Raw genomic sequence first — 14,395 nt, forward strand, 5'->3', positions numbered from 1 at the left:
AATTATTGCCCGTCTTCGCCCCGGAGGCCGCCATGACGATACGCCAGAAAATGCTGGATGAGCTGAAGAACCGCCGCGATGGCTTCACGCTCGCCCGGCCGTTTTACACCGACCCGGACTATTTCCGCGTCGACATGGAGAATTTCTATTACCGCGACTGGCTGTTCGTCGCCCATGATTGCGAACTGCCGCGTCCGGGCAATTACCTGACGATCCAGATCGGTGATTATTCGGTGATCCTCACGCGCGGGCGCGACAAGGTCATCCGGGCGCTGCACAATTCCTGCCGCCATCGCGGCTCGCGCGTCTGCGCCAATGAGAAGGGCACGACCGCCAAGCTCGTCTGTCCCTATCACCAGTGGACCTACGATCTCGACGGTTCGCTGCAATATGTCCGCCACATGGGCGAGGATTTCGACAAGGCGCAATACGGTCTCAAGCCGGTGCATTGCGAGAGCATCGAGGGCTATATCTTCATCTGCCTCGCCGAGCATGCTCCCGATATCGCGCCGCTGAGGGACAGGATCGCGCCCTATATCGCGCCGCATAACATTCGCGAGACCAAGGTCGCCTTCAAGAGCTCGATCGTCGAGAAGGGCAACTGGAAGCTGGTCTGGGAAAACAATCGTGAGTGCTATCACTGCGCCGCCAATCACCCGGAACTGTGCCGCACCTATCCCGAGGCCGCCTCCGTCACCGGCGTGCAGGGAATGGCGGATGATCCGGAAATCCAGGCGCACTGGGCTCATTGCGAGGCGGGGGGGCTGGAGGCGAAGTTCTTCATCAACCCCGACGGCCAGTTCCGCATCACCCGCATGCCGCTGATCCCCGGCGCGGAGAGCTACACCATGTCAGGCCAGCGCGCGGTCAAGAAGCCGATGGGTCCGAAGACCAATGTGGCCGGCATCGGCGCACTGCTGCTGTTTCATTATCCCACCACCTGGAACCATTTCCTGGGCGACCACGCGATCTCCTTCCGGGTGCTGCCGCTCGGGCCGGAGGAAACCGAGGTCACAACCACGTGGATGGTGCCGAAGGATGCGGTCGAGGGCATCGACTACGATCTGGAGGAACTGACCCATGTCTGGACCTTCACCAATGACCAGGATCGCCAGATCGTGGAGGAGAATGCGCGCGGCATCCGCTCGCCCGCCTATGAGCCCGGCCCTTATTGCGAAGAGGATGAGGGCGGCGTGATGCAGTTTGTCGAATGGTACGCGAACACCTCGATTTCGCGGCTTTCCGACACCGCCGCGCCGCTGTCGATCGTTGCCTGATATGATGAAGTCGAAGACCTTCAAGCATATCGATGAGATGGTGCCGTGGAATGGCCGCGAGCACATGCTCGAATGCGTGGCCTGGACGCCGGAAGCGCCCGACGTGATGACCTTCACCTTCAGGGCGGAGAAGGAAAACATCTGGTTCCGCTACATGCCGGGCCAGTATATCACGCTGGAACTGCCGGTCGGTCCGGAGCCGATCCTCCGGACCTACACGATCTCGTCCAGCCCGACCCGGCCCTTTACCATCGCGGTGACGGTCAAGGCGCAGAAGGACAGCATCGGCACGCGCTGGATGTTCGAGAACCTGCACCCCGGCATGAAGCTCAAGGCGATCGGCCCGCTCGGCGATTTCTCCTATGTCACCAAGCCGGCGGAGAAATACCTGTTCATCTCGGCCGGTTCCGGCATCACGCCGATGATGTCGATGACGCGCGATCTCGGCGACCGCGATCCTGACACCGATATCGCCTTCATCCACTGCGCCCGTTCGCCCAACGACATCATCTTCCGCTGGGAGCTGGAGTATAAGGCGCGCTACATGCCGTTCTTCAATCTCGGCTTCATCGTCACCGAGCTGGAGCGCACCCAGCTCTGGTCCGGGCTGAAGGGCTTCATCGATCGCGCCAAGATCGCGCTGCTGGTGCCGGATTTCCTGGAGCGGCGGGTTTTCTGCTGCGGGCCGGATCCGTTCATGGCGACGGTCCGGGATTCGCTCGAAAGCTCCAGCTTCGACATGGAAAACAATTATTTCCAGGAAACCTTCAAGCCGGAAGCGCCATCGCCTGCCGTCTTTGTCGGCGAAAGCGCGGACGAGGACAAGCGGCTGGTCATCGAATTCGCCGATTCGGGCGTTCGCGCCGAGGTGCCGCCCGGCTTCACCATTCTGCAGACAGCCCGCAATGCCGGGGTCCGCATTCCCGCCGCCTGCGAAAGCGGCATCTGCGGCACCTGCCGCACCATGTGCAAATCCGGCAAGGTCGACATGCAGCATAATGGCGGCATTCTCGATGACGAGATCGAGGAGGGCTATATCCTCGCCTGCTGCTCGCGGCCGCTGACCGATGTCGAGGTGGAAGCCTGACGCTGAAGGCTCACGGTTCCGACAGGCAATCGCGGATCAGCGCGACAAGCTGATCGCCGGCGGTTTCAAGCGTTCCGGAATTATCGATCGTCACCACATCGAAATCGCCGTGAACCGCCATGGTCGAGCGGGCCAGCCGGGCGGTGATCTGGTCGGGGCCCTCGCGGCCGCGCGCGGCAAGCCTTTCGGCGAGGATTTCAGGCCTGGCGGTAACATTGACCACCGTGAGCCGGGCAAAGGCCGCGCGGAAATCGGCGAGCGCCTTGCGCGAACCGTTGCAGAGCGCCACCCCGCCATTGGCGACAAAGGCGCGGTGTTCTGCGGGAATGCCATATTCAAGGCCATGCGCTGACCACACTACCGCAAAACCGCCCGCCGCCCTCCTTGCTGCAAAGGCGTCCGGCGACATGGTGTCGTGGATTTCGCTGTCGTGGTCGCTCGGCCGGGTGATCACGCGGCGCACCACTGCAAAACGCGGTTGATTGCAAAGGGCGGCGGCGTAATTGATCAGGCTGTCCTTGCCGGCCCCGCTCGGGCCGACCACGACGATCATTCTGCCCGCTTCCGCCATCAAATCAGGCCACCCGCTTGCCCGCCCGCCAGACCGCCCGCGTCACCGGCGCGCCGGAGGGGCGGTGGACGCGCACAAGATCGGCCCTCAGACCCGGCGCGATCCGCCCGCGATCGTTGAGCTTCACGGCCCTCGCCGGCGTCGCCGTCACCATCTTGAGCGCGCGCGGCAGGCTGATCGTCTCGACCGTATCGGCGAGGATGAACGGGGCATAGAGCAGGCTGAAGGGCACGTAATCTGACGACAGCACGTCCAGCACGCCGCGTTCGGCCAAATCGCGCGCGGCGATATTGCCGGAATGCGACTTGCCGCGCACCACATTGGGCGCGCCCATCAGCACCGAAAGCCCGGCCTTGTGCGAGGCGTTGGCGGCCTCGAGACTCGTCGGAAACTCGGCAACCGCGACGCCATGGCCGATCGCCTCTTCCACATGGGCAAGCGTGGCGTCGTCATGGCTGGCGATGGCGATGCCGCGGGCGGCGCAGTGGTCGGAGATCATCTGCCGGTGCGGACCGGCATATTTTTCCGACCGACCCTGACGTTCCGCGACGAAGGCCGCGAAGGCCTCGTCGGAAAGGCCGCGCTTCGGCTTGTAGTAGAGTTCGTACTGTGAAAGATCGGTAAACTGCCGCTGGCCGGGCGCATGGTCCATCAGCGAGGTCAGCCGGACATGCGGATCATTCTCGAAGCCGGCGAAATGCTCCATCACATTGGCTGCGGAAACCTCGCAGCGCAGATGCAGGAAGTGCTGGGCCTTCAGCCGGTTCTCGCGCTCGGCTTGCTGGATCGCGTCGGCCATGTCGCGCATCTCGCCGAGATCGAAACCGTCGCCATCGTCGGAGCCCATGCGCAGGCAGTCGAAGACGGTGGTGATGCCGGAGGCGATGATCTGTCCGTCATGGGCCTGGACGGCCGCGATCTTGTCCCAGCGCACGCCGGGGCGTGGCGCATAATGGCCTTCGAGATGATCGGTATGAAGCTCGATCAGGCCGGGGATCAGGTAATCCCCCTCCATGTCGTCGCCATGGCGGGTCGGGTGTTCCGAGATGTCGGCGATTTCGCCGTCGCGCACCATGAGCGCGCCATGCACGATCTCGTCCTCAAGCACGATCCGCGCATTGGTGAAAACGGTTTCGGCGCTCATTCCTCGGTTTCTCCGGCCCCAGTCTCGCTCGTACCTGTCTCTTCGGTCCCGAAAAGCGTGGTTTGGCCGCCCGTCAGCGGCTGCCAGCGGCGGATCACGAAGGGTGCGCCGCGCCGCTCCTCCATGAACAGCGCGATGCCGGAAATTTCAAGCGGCTTGCCGACGAAGGGCGCGAAATAATCCTCGATGGCGGTCTCGATCACGTGCATGTCGGTTCCCGTCACCGGTCCCGTCAGCGTCATGTGGAAGCGGAAATCATCGAAGACGTAAGGATAGCCCCAGCGCTCCAGATTGTCGCGTTCCGCTTCGCTCAGTTCCTCCGGCTTGCGCCGCGCGATCTCCTCGTTGGCGAGCGGCGCGCGCATCGGCTCGAAATAGCGCACGACATCGGCTGCGAAATCCTGCAGCATCTGACTTTCTCCAGCCGGAACGAGGGCGTGGAACTTGCCGAGCTTGCCGAGCTTCAATTCGGGTGTGTCGAATGGACTGTGCTTGCGGCAGAACACGTCAAAGGCGGCCTCCAGCGCTGCCGGCGTGGCATTGTCGGCAAGCCGGAACGGTGCCTTCAGCGTGGCGTGGAAGCCATAGCGGGCGGCGGCCGCGGTTACGGCGCTCATCCGGCCGGCGGCGAGCGCGATACTGTCTGGAAACGGCCGTTCCTCGCCGGCAAAGGCGTCGTAGCCGAGCCAGCGGCTGGCGGCAATCGTCAGGGGATGGTCGATGGCGGGAGTGAAATAGATGGCGTAGCGCAAATCGTTTTCCTTGCCCGAAATGAAGGGAGGATGAGGAAAGTGCAGGGATTCGTCCGTCTTTGCAAGGCGTCCCGTCTTCTTCAATGCGCGGCCCGAGCCGTTGGTTCCGTCGGCGGTGCTGCGGCAGGCGGTCAAAGCGACAGCGGCAGCGGGTCGCTCCGGTTTCCCTCGCCGAGCGGGCGCTGCATGAATACGGTGTCGAGCCATTTTCCGTGCTTGAAGCCGGTTCCCGTCAGCCGGCCGGACTCGGTGAAGCCAAGCGCCGTATGGAGCGCGATCGAAGCCGGGCTGGCCCCGCCGATGACGGCGACCATCTGGCGGAATCCGCGCGTCTCGCATTCCGTTACCAATTGCGAAAGCAGGCTTTTGCCCACGCCCTTGCCGCGCGCTTCCGGAGAAAGATAGACCGAATTTTCGACCAGCCAGCGATAGGCCGGACGGGTGCGGAAGGCGTTGGCGTAGGCATAGCCGATGATGCGGTCACCCTCGACGGCGGCGAGATAGGGGTAGCCGGCGGCGGTGATCGCGGCCATCCGCGCTTCCATTTCCTCCCGGCTCGGCGGCTCCAGCTCATAGCTCGCCACCCCGTTCAGCACGCATTCGGCATAGATTTCGGTGATCGCGGAAAGATCGGCGGGCGAGGCGGGGCGGAGGGTGACGGTCATGGTCCGGGTCGGGGCAGGTGGAAAGGTAACGGGAACGATAATCCGCTTTCGGCCCGCAGGGAAGCGGGCACGAAAAAGGCGGCCCGAAAGCCGCCTCGATCAGTGTTCCATCATCGTCCGGATCAGTTGCGGTTGCCGAGCAGGCGCAGCATGAACAGGAACATGTTGATGAAGTCGAGGTAGAGCGTCAGCGCGCCCATCACCGCCTTGCGGCCAGCCACTTCATGGCCGTCGCCTTCATAGTACATTTCCTTGATCTTCTGCGTGTCCCAAGCGGTCAGGCCGGCGAAGATCAGCACGCCGAGAACCGAGATCGCGAAGCCGAGCGCGCTCGACTGCAGGAAGATGTTGACGATCATGGCGATGATCACGCCGAACAGGCCGATGACCATGAACGAGCCCATCGCCGACAGATCACGCTTGGTGGTGTAGCCGTAAAGCGACAGCGCGCCGAACGAAGCGGCGGTGATGAAGAAGGTCTGGACGACGCTCTGGCCGGTATAAACCAGGAAGATCGTCGACAGCGAAATGCCGGTCAGCGCGGCATAGACCCAGAACGCCGTCTGGGCCGCGGCAACGCTCATCTTGTTGATGCGGAACGCCAGGAAAAAGAAGGCGATCAGCGGTGCGAACATGACCAGCCACTTCAGCGGCGAGGCGTACATGACCTGACCGAACTGGGTAAGCTGAACCTGGCCGCTGGCATCGCCCGATACCGAGGCCGTGAAGATTCCGTAAGCCGCGATGCCGGTGATCACGAGGCCGAGAGCCATGAGATTGTAGACGCGCAGCATGTAGGCGCGCAGTCCCTGATCGATTGCAGCACTCGCCTGGGCTCCCGCCTGCGCGTGATTCTGATAGTTGCGAAGATCAGCCATTGAGTTCCTCTAAAAAAGCCCCTCGTTGTTCACGGTGTCGGGCGTCGCAGCAGGGCGACAGCCCAGGCGCCGCTGGGGGGCTCCAGCAAGCCTGACGATAATATGAGGGGAATGGCAACGCGATACAAGGCATATCCGTTTGGAATCCGTCGGCAAATCCTCAATTTTTCGTAAGAAACGCGCCGGCGGCCTGCAAAACAGCAATCGGAAGCACCATTTCTCCTGCAAAGCCCCTACATCCGGCAATAATGCCGACCGCAAGAAAAGAGGATATTCATGCGCTATTTCATCGCCGTCATTCTGCCGTGGCTTTCGTTTTTCACCATCGGCAAACCGTTTTCCGGCGTTATCTGCCTGATATTGCAGATCACCCTGATCGGCTGGCCGGTCGCCGCGCTCTGGGCCCTGTTCGCCGTCCAGAACTACTGGGCCGACCGCCGCAACGCCGAACTGATGGACGCGCTGCGCCGCGACAAATAGTCCCGCCTGAAGGACCTTCAAAGCTCGCGCAGATAGAGCGCGGGCTTCTGGCCGAGGAGATGCCAGGTGCCGGCGAGGCCGATGGCGACGGTGACGATCACCGCGCCGAGCACGGTCGCCAGCGCCACCGCCGGCAGCAGGGCGAAGGGCAGCATCATGATCTTCGTCAGCGCATACCACGCCGCGGCCGAACCGGCGGCGAGCGCGAAGACGCCCGTCGCAAGCCCCAGCAGCAGATATTCATAGACGAAGGCCCGGATCAGCGCCGGGCGGGTCGCGCCCAGCGTTTTCATCACCACCGCATCATGGCCGCGCCGTCGATTGCCGGCGGCCAGCGCGCCGGAAAGCACCAGCACCGAGGCAATCAGCGCGATCGCGGCGGCCGCCCGGATCGCGGTCGCAAGCTGGCTGACGAGATCGCCGGCAATCTCCAGCGCCGCTTTCACTTCGATTGTGGTGACGGTCGGAAAGGCGCGGGTGACGGCGCCCAGGATTTCGGCGTTCGTGGCAGTGTCGGAGTCCGGATCGGTGAGGGTGGCGAGCCAGGCATGCGGCGCGCCGGCGAAGGTGTTGGGCGAGAACACCATCACGAAATTGATCGACAGCGAGTCCCATTCGACAGTGCGGAAATTGGCGATCGTCGCGGTGATATCGCGGCCGAGCACGCTGATGGTCACGGTATCGCCGAGCTTGAGGCCGAGTTCGCGGCCTTCGTCGGCGGAGAACGAGACCAGCGGTTTGCCGCTGTAATCCTCCGGCCACCATTCGCCTTCGGAAAGCGTTGAATTTTCCGGCAGATCGGCGTCATAGGTGATGCCGCGATCGCCCCGCAGCACCCATTTGGCATCTTCGGAAGGGGCTTCCCATTCGCTCGCCCGCGTGTCGTTGAGGCTCAGAATGCGGCCGCGCAGCATCGGCACCAGCGCCAGCTCGCCATCGGGCGCCTCCTCGTTGATCAGCGCCTTGAAGCCATCGACCTCGCTGCCCTGGATATCGACGAAGAAGAAATCCGGCGCGCGTTCCGGCAGCGAGCGCGAAAGCTCGCGGTTGAGATTGCCATCGATCAGCGCCAGGCCGACCAGCAGCGTCAGCCCGAGACCGAGCGAGAGCACGACCGAGCCCGTCAGCGCGCCGGGGCGGTGGATATTGCCGACGGCGAGCCTGAGCGACGGCGCGTGCGGGCGCGGGGCCCGCGCGGCCAGCCATTTGATGGCAAGCGCCACCAGCCGCAACACCACGAAGGCGCCGGCGACGGAGGCGAGGAACACGGCCGCGACGAAGCGCTCCTTGGCGGTGAAGATCGCAAGTGCTGCGAGCAGCGCCAGCGTTACGCCGGTGGCGGCCAGGAACGGCCATGCCGGGCGGCCGCCCTCGTCGAAACTGTGTTCGCGCAGCAGCGCGGTTGCCGGCACGTTGCGGGCGGCGGCAAGCGGCAGGATCGCGAAGGCGAGCGCGGTCAGAATGCCGAACAGCGCCGCAAGCGCCAGCGCGAGAGGGAAAATGCCGGCGGGGATCGCGATTTCGAGCAGGGAGGAGAGCAGCGGCAACGCGATCAGCGGAATGATCGCCCCGAAAACCAGACCGATCGCGATCCCGATCAGCGCCACCAGCATGATCTGCAGGAAGTAGATCGCGACCACCATATCGGCCGGCGCGCCCATGCATTTGAAGGCCGCGATCGCCCGTCGGCGGCTTTCCAGATAGGCGCTGACCGCGTTGGCGATCCCGACGCCGCCGGTGATCAGCGTGGCGAGGCCCACCAGCGTCAGGAATTCCGACAACCGGTCGACATTCTCGCTGAGCGAGGGGGCCGCGCGGTCGCTGGTGCGGATCTGCCAGCCGGTATCGGGGAATTTCTCCTCCGCCGCGGTCTTGACCGCTTCCGGCGTCATCGCGGGATCGGCAAGCCGCACGCGATAACCGTATTCGGCAAGGCTGCCGATCTGGACGAGGCCCGAGGCGTCGAGCGCGTCCCGGCTGATCAGGATGCGCGGGGCGAAGGCGAATCCTTCCGAAAGCGCGTCAGGCTCCTGCACCAAAGTGCCGGATACCGTGAGTTCCGCATTGCCGAGCAGCAGGCTGTCGCCGGGGGCAAGCCCCAGCCGCTCCGCCAGCAGCGGCGCGACCAATACGCCGTATCTGCCGTCGGTCTCGGCCAGCGCCTCGCCGACGGGCATGGCGGGATCGGCTATGACCTCGCCATAGAGCGGATAGGCCCCGTCGACGGCCTTGATTTCCGCCAGCGACTGGTCGGAGCCATCGGGAAGCCGCGTCATGGAGCGCATCGTCACCGATTGCGAGGTCGGCCCGAGCGCCTCGATATAGGCGAGTGCCTCGCCCGAAAGCGGCTCGTTGTCGCGCTCGAAGCGGATATCGGCGGCGAGAATCTCGCGGCCGCGTTCGGCGATACCGGCGTTGACGGCATCGGACACCGAGTTGACGGCGGCGATCGCGGCGACGCCAAGCGCGATGCAGGCGAGGAAGATGTAGAAGCCGGAAAGCCCGCCGCGCATTTCGCGCAGCGCAAATTTCAGCGCGAGGAGAAGGTTGAGCCGGTTCTGCCTCATTGCGCTGCGGTTCCGGGCGCCACGGTCTCGGCGGGCGCGACGATTTCGCCGGAGCGGACATGGACCTGTCGGTCGCAGCGCGCGGCAAGCGTGGCGTCATGGGTGACAAGCACCAGCGTGGTTCCCATCTCGCGCTGGCGGGCAAACAGAAGGTCGGCGATCTGCGCGCCGGTGTCGCCGTCGAGATTGCCGGTTGGCTCGTCGGCGATCAGCACCGCCGGTTCGGGGGCCAGCGCGCGGGCGATCGCCACGCGCTGCTGCTCGCCGCCGGAAAGCTGGCCGGGGTAATGGGTGAGGCGATGGCCGAGGCCGACGCTTTCAAGCGCGGCGCGGGCGCGCTCGAAGGCATCCCGCCTGCCGGCAAGCTCCAGCGGGATCGCGGCGTTTTCCAGCGCGGTCATGTTGGCGATCAGGTGGAAGGACTGGAACACGATGCCGATATTCTCGCCCCGGAAGGCGGCGAGCGCATCTTCCGAGAGGCCGGTAAGCGGCGTGCCGAGAATGGTGATCTCGCCGCTGTCGAGCCGTTCGAGGCCGGCGATCACCATCAGCAGCGTCGATTTGCCGGAGCCGGAGGGCCCGAGAATGCCGACGGACTCGCCGCGGCCGATGTCAAGCGACATGCCCTTCAGCACATGAACGGCGGCGGTGCCCCTGCCTAGGGTCAGGTGGGCGTCTTCAAGTGCAATCAGATTTTCGGACAAATTCGCTTCCCGCTTTGAAATTCGATGATCGGCTCAACACATAGAGGAATACGCAGCGACGATCCCGGTGGACCGGGTGGAAAACTGGATTTAGGAGTTCGACCATGCGATTAAAAGCGACAGCGCCGATTGTTTTTGCCGGTCTGGCATTTATGGCCACGACGGCAAGGGCCGAAATGCCGCTGGAAATCGTCGTGCTCGGCGACAGTCTGGTGGCCGGTTACGAGCTTGCGCCCGGCGAGGATTATCCAAGCAAGCTCGAAGCTGCGCTCAAGGAGGCGGGCTACGATGTCGCGATCTCCAATGCCGGCGTTTCGGGCGATACCACCAGCGGCGGGCTTGCCCGGCTGGACTGGTCGGTGCCCGACAGCGCCAATGCCGTGATCCTGGAACTTGGCGCCAATGACGCGCTGCGCGGCCTTTCGCCCGATCAGGCGGCGGAAAACCTGTCGGCGATCATCGAACGGCTTCAGGATCGCGAAATTCCGGTGATGCTCATGGGCATGATGGCGCCGCCCAATATGGGCGCCGATTATGCCGCCGACTTCAATGCGATCTATCCCGAACTCGCCAGTGAATACGGGCTCGACCTCTATCCGTTCTTCCTCGATGGCGTCGCCACCCATGCCGAATATCAGCTTGCCGACGGCATGCATCCCAATGCCGAGGGCGTGGATGTGATGGTCGAAAACACCCTGCCCAGCGTCGAAGCCTTCATCCGGTCGATCAGGCCACAGAGCGGGGGACAATCAAATTAACGCTTGCCTCATGGCGGGTTAAATGATTCGCTGAGGTTACGACAAGCAGATTCGGGGAGCTCGCCATGCCGAGAATTTTCACCGCCCTCGAAATCCCGCGCGAACAGGCGTTAAGTCTTTCGCTGTTGCGCGGCGGCCTGCCCGGGGCCCGCTGGATCGATGTGGAAAACTACCACATCACCTTGCGGTTCATCGGCGATGTCGACTTCCGCACCGCAGATGAGGTCGTCCACTGGCTTGACCGGATCGAGCGTCCGTCCTTTCGGCTCAGCCTCGCCGGAACCGGCCATTTCGGCTCCAAGAAACCGCATTCGATCTGGGCCGGGGTGTCGCCCTCGCCAGAGCTTGTCGCGCTGCAGGCCGATATCGACCGCATCTGTCAGAGGCTCGGGTTGAAGGCCGATCCGCGCAAGTTCATGCCCCATGTCACGCTGGCGCGTTTGCGCGGCGCCAAAGTTTCCGATGTCGTCGATTACCTCGCCGCGCGCGGCAATTTCCAGACGCTGCCGTTCACGGTCGGGCGCTTCGTGCTGATGTCGTCGCGCGATTCCGTTGGCGGCGGACCCTACAAGGTCGAAGAGGCGTTCGATCTTTACGATCCGCAGGATGCCTACAGCTTCGACAACAGCGACTGGCAGCCCGCCAACAGCATGTGGTAAACGGTCTCGAACCCGTCTTCCGCGTCATAATAGGGGTCGGGGATTTCTTCGCGGCGACCGAGCGTGTATTCGCTGAAGAGCGCCACGGTGGCTTCCGGGTCGGGGCCGGCGAGGCGGTTCAGCGCCGTGACATTGTTGAAATCCATGCCGAGGATCAGCGAGAACCGGTTGAAATCCTGTCGCGTGATCTGGCGGGCGCGCTGATTTGCGATATCGAAGCCATGGCGGATCGCGGTTGCCCGTGAGCGCGGATCGGGCAGTTCGCCCTGGTGCCAGTTGCCGATACCGGCGGAATCCAGCCGGAACTCGTCGTCCCGTCCGGCATTCTCGGCGAGGTGGGCAAACAGGCCCTCGGCCAGCGGAGAGCGGCAGATATTGCCGCTGCAGACGAACAGGACGGCGTGTTTATGCGGTTGTGCCATGATGTTTGCGCAATTTCATGTAGGTATTGTGGTGATGGAGGTTGCCATGGATGACACCCGACTGAAACCGGAAGAACTGAATGATGCCCTCACCGCCCGCGAGGGCTGGGCGCTTGCCGAAGACGAGACTGCTATCACCCGCGATTTCAAGTTCGCCGATTTTCGCGAGGCCTTCGCCTTCATGAGCGAATGCGCCCTGGCCGCCGAGCGGCTCGATCATCATCCCTCCTGGAACAATGTCTATAACAGGGTCGGCGTGTCGCTGACCACCCATTCCTCCGGCGGCGTTTCCGCCCGCGACATCGAAATGTCGAAGATCATGGATGCGGCGGCCCGGCGCTATGGTATTTGACCGTACACGCCCTATATCGCCGGTAACACGGAGTTTGTCATGAGCGATATCAAATATGGCGACATTCTTGAGCCGGGCGACGAGGAAACGCAGGCCGAAAACGAGCGGATCGTGCGCGACGGCTTCTGGCGCAAGCTGACCCGCACGGCGGCGCGCATTCCCTTCGCCCGCGATGCCGTTGCCGCCTATTATTGCGCCACCGATCGCAACACCCCGCTCGGCGTGCGGGTGGTGCTTTATGCGGCGCTTGCCTATTTCATCATGCCCGCCGATCTCATTCCGGATATCTTCCTGTTCGTCGGCTTTACCGACGATCTGGCGGTGCTGACGACGGCGCTGACCATGATCCGCAGGAACATCGAGGACGCGCATTACGAACGCGCGGATTCAGCGTTGACGGTGCTGCGCAAGCACTGATTGGAATGCATATCCCCCTCTGCCGCAATCTTGCCGTGATTGGCGGCATTTGTCGTGGCATAATCGTCAGGACGCACATAAGCGGGGCAAGGCCGGAAACGCTCCGATGTTGAGATTTTGGTAACCTCGCTTGCGTATGTATTTGGACAAGTCTCAAAGTCGCGGGGCGCGCATCTTTTTGATGCCGCGACCGGCCCAAAGCAGAGAAAATCGGCAGGATCACATGTTTGCAAAAAGAATCGTCCTCGTACTGGTACTTCTATTCACCGGCGCCTCGATCGCTTCCGCGCAGACGCCGACCCCCATTCAGAAATTCGATGCATGGGTCGCCTATTCCTATCAGTCGGATGCCGGCAAGGTGTGTTACGCCCTTTCGGTGCCGGCCAAGAAGGATCCGGCGAATGTCGATCACGGCGACAATTTCTTCGTGGTGACCAAATATCCCGGCCAGAACGTTTCGCTCGAACCCCAGGCGATGATGGGCTTCACGCTCAAGGAAGGCTCGACCATTGACGTCGTGGTCGATGGCAAGAGCTTCCCGATGTATCACAAGGGCAAGGGCGGCTGGCTCGAAAACGCCGCGCAGGAGCCGACGCTGGTGGCCGCCATGAAGGCCGGCCGCACCATGGAGGTGGACGCCACCTCCGCCCGCGGCACCAAGACCGCCCACACCTATTCGCTGATCGGCATCACCGCGGCGCTGAACAAGATCAGCACCTGCAATTGATCACGCGCTGACTGACTCCAACGACCCGGCTCCGGCCGGGTTTTTGTATTTCAGCGGCAGCTTTCACAGAAATCATCAGTGGCATCGGCGGCGGCTTCCGGTCTATAAAACCCGCGTTCTCGATTGAAAGGGCGATCTCATGATACCTGTCGACGATCTCGTTGGAATGAAGGTTCTGGTGACCGGCGCAAGTTCCGGCATTGGTGCCGCTGCCGCATCCGCCTTCTCTCGTTCCGGGGCCGAGGTGTGCCTGCATTATTACAGCGGCAAGGAAGCGGCCGAAACGCTGGCGGCGGAGCTGAGGGCGGCTGGCGGCAAGGCCCATGTGGTCGGCGGCGACGTTTCGCGCGCGCCGGATACCGAGCGGATCGTCAAGGAAGCGGCCGAGCTGATGGGCGGCCTCGATTGCCTAGTCAACAATGCCGGCGCGATCGGCCGGGTCGCGGTGTCCGATTTCGACGAGGCGATCTATGAGCAGGTCTTCGATCTCAACACCCGCTCGATCCTCAGAATGGTGCGTCACGCAGCACCCCTGCTCAGGGAAAGCGACCGGGCCTCGATCATCAATCTCGGCTCCATTGCCGCGCGCCACGGCGGCAACAAGGGATCGGGCGTCTATGCCGCCGCCAAGGCGGCCGTCCATTCGCTGACGCGCAGCCTCGCCAAGGAGCTTGCCGGCGACGGCATCCGCGTCAATGCGCTTGCGCCCGGCGTCATCGAGACGCCGTTCCATGATGAGACGCCGCACGCGGCCATGAACGCGGCGCTGAACGCGATCCCGCTCGGACGCCTCGGCACGGCGGAGGATTGCGCCTGGAGCTTCGTATTCCTGGCGTCGCCGACCATGGCCGGCTTTATCACCGGACAGATCATCGACATCAATGGCGGGCAATATATGCCCTGACCGGCGGATTCCGCGCGCCCGATTTTCCGGG

17 protein-coding genes are annotated in these 14,395 nt (G+C 63.3%); 9 read left to right on the top strand and 8 right to left on the bottom strand.

Going from position 1 to position 14,395, the window contains the following annotated elements; translation table 11 throughout:
- The first annotated feature begins 32 nt into the window (after nt 1-32).
- Entirely contained in the window at nt 33-1,277 is a 1,245-nt protein-coding gene (locus tag Mame_RS05295) for an aromatic ring-hydroxylating oxygenase subunit alpha (RefSeq protein WP_026173470.1), read from the top strand.
- A gap of 4 nt (nt 1,278-1,281) precedes the next feature.
- Nucleotides 1,282-2,364 carry an FAD-binding oxidoreductase gene (locus Mame_RS05300; RefSeq protein ID WP_018064786.1) on the top strand — a complete coding sequence of 361 codons (1,083 nt, stop codon included), beginning with the start codon at nt 1,282-1,284 and terminating at the stop codon, nt 2,362-2,364.
- A 10-nt stretch (nt 2,365-2,374) separates the two neighbouring features.
- Here Mame_RS05300 and phnN read toward each other — a convergent pair whose 3' ends face one another.
- The 5 genes from phnN to Mame_RS05325 form a co-directional block, all read right to left on the bottom strand.
- Nucleotides 2,375-2,917 carry a phosphonate metabolism protein/1,5-bisphosphokinase (PRPP-forming) PhnN gene (gene phnN / locus Mame_RS05305; RefSeq protein WP_018064785.1) on the bottom strand — a complete coding sequence of 181 codons (543 nt, stop codon included), beginning with the start codon at nt 2,915-2,917 and terminating at the stop codon, nt 2,375-2,377.
- A 22-nt stretch (nt 2,918-2,939) separates the two neighbouring features.
- Nucleotides 2,940-4,079: an alpha-D-ribose 1-methylphosphonate 5-triphosphate diphosphatase gene (locus Mame_RS05310; protein ID WP_018064784.1), complete on the bottom strand. Its 1,140-nt coding sequence runs from the start codon at nt 4,077-4,079 to the stop codon at nt 2,940-2,942.
- Nucleotides 4,076-4,831 carry a DUF1045 domain-containing protein gene (locus Mame_RS05315; RefSeq protein ID WP_079920987.1) on the bottom strand — a complete coding sequence of 252 codons (756 nt, stop codon included), beginning with the start codon at nt 4,829-4,831 and terminating at the stop codon, nt 4,076-4,078. Before Mame_RS05315 ends, Mame_RS05310 begins: the two co-directional genes overlap by 4 nt.
- Nucleotides 4,832-4,962: 131 nt before the next feature.
- A complete protein-coding gene (locus Mame_RS05320; protein ID WP_018064782.1) occupies nt 4,963-5,496 on the bottom strand; it encodes a GNAT family N-acetyltransferase in 534 nt (177 codons plus the stop codon).
- A gap of 122 nt (nt 5,497-5,618) precedes the next feature.
- Nucleotides 5,619-6,374 (bottom strand): Bax inhibitor-1/YccA family protein, encoded by a 756-nt coding sequence (locus tag Mame_RS05325; protein ID WP_018064781.1) that lies wholly within the window; start codon nt 6,372-6,374, stop codon nt 5,619-5,621.
- 276 nt (nt 6,375-6,650) lie between these two features.
- Here Mame_RS05325 and Mame_RS05330 point away from each other — a divergent pair, with 276 nt between their 5' ends.
- Nucleotides 6,651-6,854 (top strand): hypothetical protein, encoded by a 204-nt coding sequence (locus tag Mame_RS05330; protein WP_018064780.1) that lies wholly within the window; start codon nt 6,651-6,653, stop codon nt 6,852-6,854.
- Between the two features lie 17 nt (nt 6,855-6,871).
- On the opposite strand, the gene Mame_RS05335 is transcribed toward Mame_RS05330, so the two are convergent.
- Together Mame_RS05335 and Mame_RS05340 are read right to left on the bottom strand one after the other, a co-directional pair.
- Nucleotides 6,872-9,421 carry an ABC transporter permease gene (locus tag Mame_RS05335; protein WP_018064779.1) on the bottom strand — a complete coding sequence of 850 codons (2,550 nt, stop codon included), beginning with the start codon at nt 9,419-9,421 and terminating at the stop codon, nt 6,872-6,874.
- Nucleotides 9,418-10,125, bottom strand: a complete 708-nt coding sequence (locus Mame_RS05340; protein WP_018064778.1) for an ABC transporter ATP-binding protein — start codon at nt 10,123-10,125, stop codon at nt 9,418-9,420. Before Mame_RS05340 ends, Mame_RS05335 begins: the two co-directional genes overlap by 4 nt.
- A 104-nt stretch (nt 10,126-10,229) precedes the next feature.
- Here Mame_RS05340 and Mame_RS05345 point away from each other — a divergent pair, with 104 nt between their 5' ends.
- Nucleotides 10,230-10,883 (top strand): arylesterase, encoded by a 654-nt coding sequence (locus tag Mame_RS05345; protein WP_018064777.1) that lies wholly within the window; start codon nt 10,230-10,232, stop codon nt 10,881-10,883.
- Between the two features lie 65 nt (nt 10,884-10,948).
- Nucleotides 10,949-11,542: an RNA 2',3'-cyclic phosphodiesterase gene (gene thpR, locus Mame_RS05350; protein ID WP_018064776.1), complete on the top strand. Its 594-nt coding sequence runs from the start codon at nt 10,949-10,951 to the stop codon at nt 11,540-11,542.
- Here thpR and Mame_RS05355 read toward each other — a convergent pair.
- Nucleotides 11,494-11,964 (bottom strand): low molecular weight protein-tyrosine-phosphatase, encoded by a 471-nt coding sequence (locus Mame_RS05355; protein ID WP_018064775.1) that lies wholly within the window; start codon nt 11,962-11,964, stop codon nt 11,494-11,496. The genes thpR and Mame_RS05355 overlap by 49 nt on opposite strands.
- Nucleotides 11,965-12,010: 46 nt before the next feature.
- Between Mame_RS05355 and Mame_RS05360 the strand changes: the two genes are divergently transcribed.
- From Mame_RS05360 to Mame_RS05375, 4 genes are all read left to right on the top strand, one after another.
- Nucleotides 12,011-12,316, top strand: a complete 306-nt coding sequence (locus tag Mame_RS05360; protein ID WP_026173467.1) for a 4a-hydroxytetrahydrobiopterin dehydratase — start codon at nt 12,011-12,013, stop codon at nt 12,314-12,316.
- 39 nt (nt 12,317-12,355) lie between these two features.
- On the top strand, nt 12,356-12,733 hold the full coding sequence (locus Mame_RS05365; protein WP_018064773.1) for a YkvA family protein: 378 nt from the start codon (nt 12,356-12,358) through the stop codon (nt 12,731-12,733).
- A gap of 223 nt (nt 12,734-12,956) precedes the next feature.
- Entirely contained in the window at nt 12,957-13,460 is a 504-nt protein-coding gene (locus Mame_RS05370; protein ID WP_018064772.1) for an invasion associated locus B family protein, read from the top strand.
- Nucleotides 13,461-13,599: 139 nt separating this feature from the next.
- Nucleotides 13,600-14,364 (top strand): SDR family NAD(P)-dependent oxidoreductase, encoded by a 765-nt coding sequence (locus Mame_RS05375; protein ID WP_018064771.1) that lies wholly within the window; start codon nt 13,600-13,602, stop codon nt 14,362-14,364.
- The last annotated feature ends 31 nt before the right edge of the window (nt 14,365-14,395 follow it).

Origin of the sequence: Martelella mediterranea DSM 17316, assembly GCF_002043005.1 — a bacterium.
Taxonomy (GTDB): Bacteria; Pseudomonadota; Alphaproteobacteria; order Rhizobiales; family Rhizobiaceae; genus Martelella; species Martelella mediterranea.

Excerpts from the sequence above, each read along its gene's own strand:
- Mame_RS05295 (WP_026173470.1), top strand. The coding sequence starts at position 33 with ATGACGATACGCCAGAAAATGCTGGATGAGCTGAAGAACCGCCGCGAT.
- Mame_RS05300 (WP_018064786.1), top strand. The coding sequence starts at position 1,282 with ATGAAGTCGAAGACCTTCAAGCATATCGATGAGATGGTGCCGTGGAAT.
- phnN (WP_018064785.1), bottom strand. The coding sequence starts at position 2,917 with ATGATCGTCGTGGTCGGCCCGAGCGGGGCCGGCAAGGACAGCCTGATC.
- Mame_RS05310 (WP_018064784.1), bottom strand. The coding sequence starts at position 4,079 with ATGAGCGCCGAAACCGTTTTCACCAATGCGCGGATCGTGCTTGAGGAC.
- Mame_RS05320 (WP_018064782.1), bottom strand. The coding sequence starts at position 5,496 with ATGACCGTCACCCTCCGCCCCGCCTCGCCCGCCGATCTTTCCGCGATC.
- Mame_RS05325 (WP_018064781.1), bottom strand. The coding sequence starts at position 6,374 with ATGGCTGATCTTCGCAACTATCAGAATCACGCGCAGGCGGGAGCCCAG.
- Mame_RS05330 (WP_018064780.1), top strand. The coding sequence starts at position 6,651 with ATGCGCTATTTCATCGCCGTCATTCTGCCGTGGCTTTCGTTTTTCACC.
- Mame_RS05335 (WP_018064779.1), bottom strand. The coding sequence starts at position 9,421 with ATGAGGCAGAACCGGCTCAACCTTCTCCTCGCGCTGAAATTTGCGCTG.
- Mame_RS05345 (WP_018064777.1), top strand. The coding sequence starts at position 10,230 with ATGCGATTAAAAGCGACAGCGCCGATTGTTTTTGCCGGTCTGGCATTT.
- thpR (WP_018064776.1), top strand. The coding sequence starts at position 10,949 with ATGCCGAGAATTTTCACCGCCCTCGAAATCCCGCGCGAACAGGCGTTA.
- Mame_RS05355 (WP_018064775.1), bottom strand. The coding sequence starts at position 11,964 with ATGGCACAACCGCATAAACACGCCGTCCTGTTCGTCTGCAGCGGCAAT.
- Mame_RS05360 (WP_026173467.1), top strand. The coding sequence starts at position 12,011 with ATGGATGACACCCGACTGAAACCGGAAGAACTGAATGATGCCCTCACC.
- Mame_RS05365 (WP_018064773.1), top strand. The coding sequence starts at position 12,356 with ATGAGCGATATCAAATATGGCGACATTCTTGAGCCGGGCGACGAGGAA.
- Mame_RS05370 (WP_018064772.1), top strand. The coding sequence starts at position 12,957 with ATGTTTGCAAAAAGAATCGTCCTCGTACTGGTACTTCTATTCACCGGC.
- Mame_RS05375 (WP_018064771.1), top strand. The coding sequence starts at position 13,600 with ATGATACCTGTCGACGATCTCGTTGGAATGAAGGTTCTGGTGACCGGC.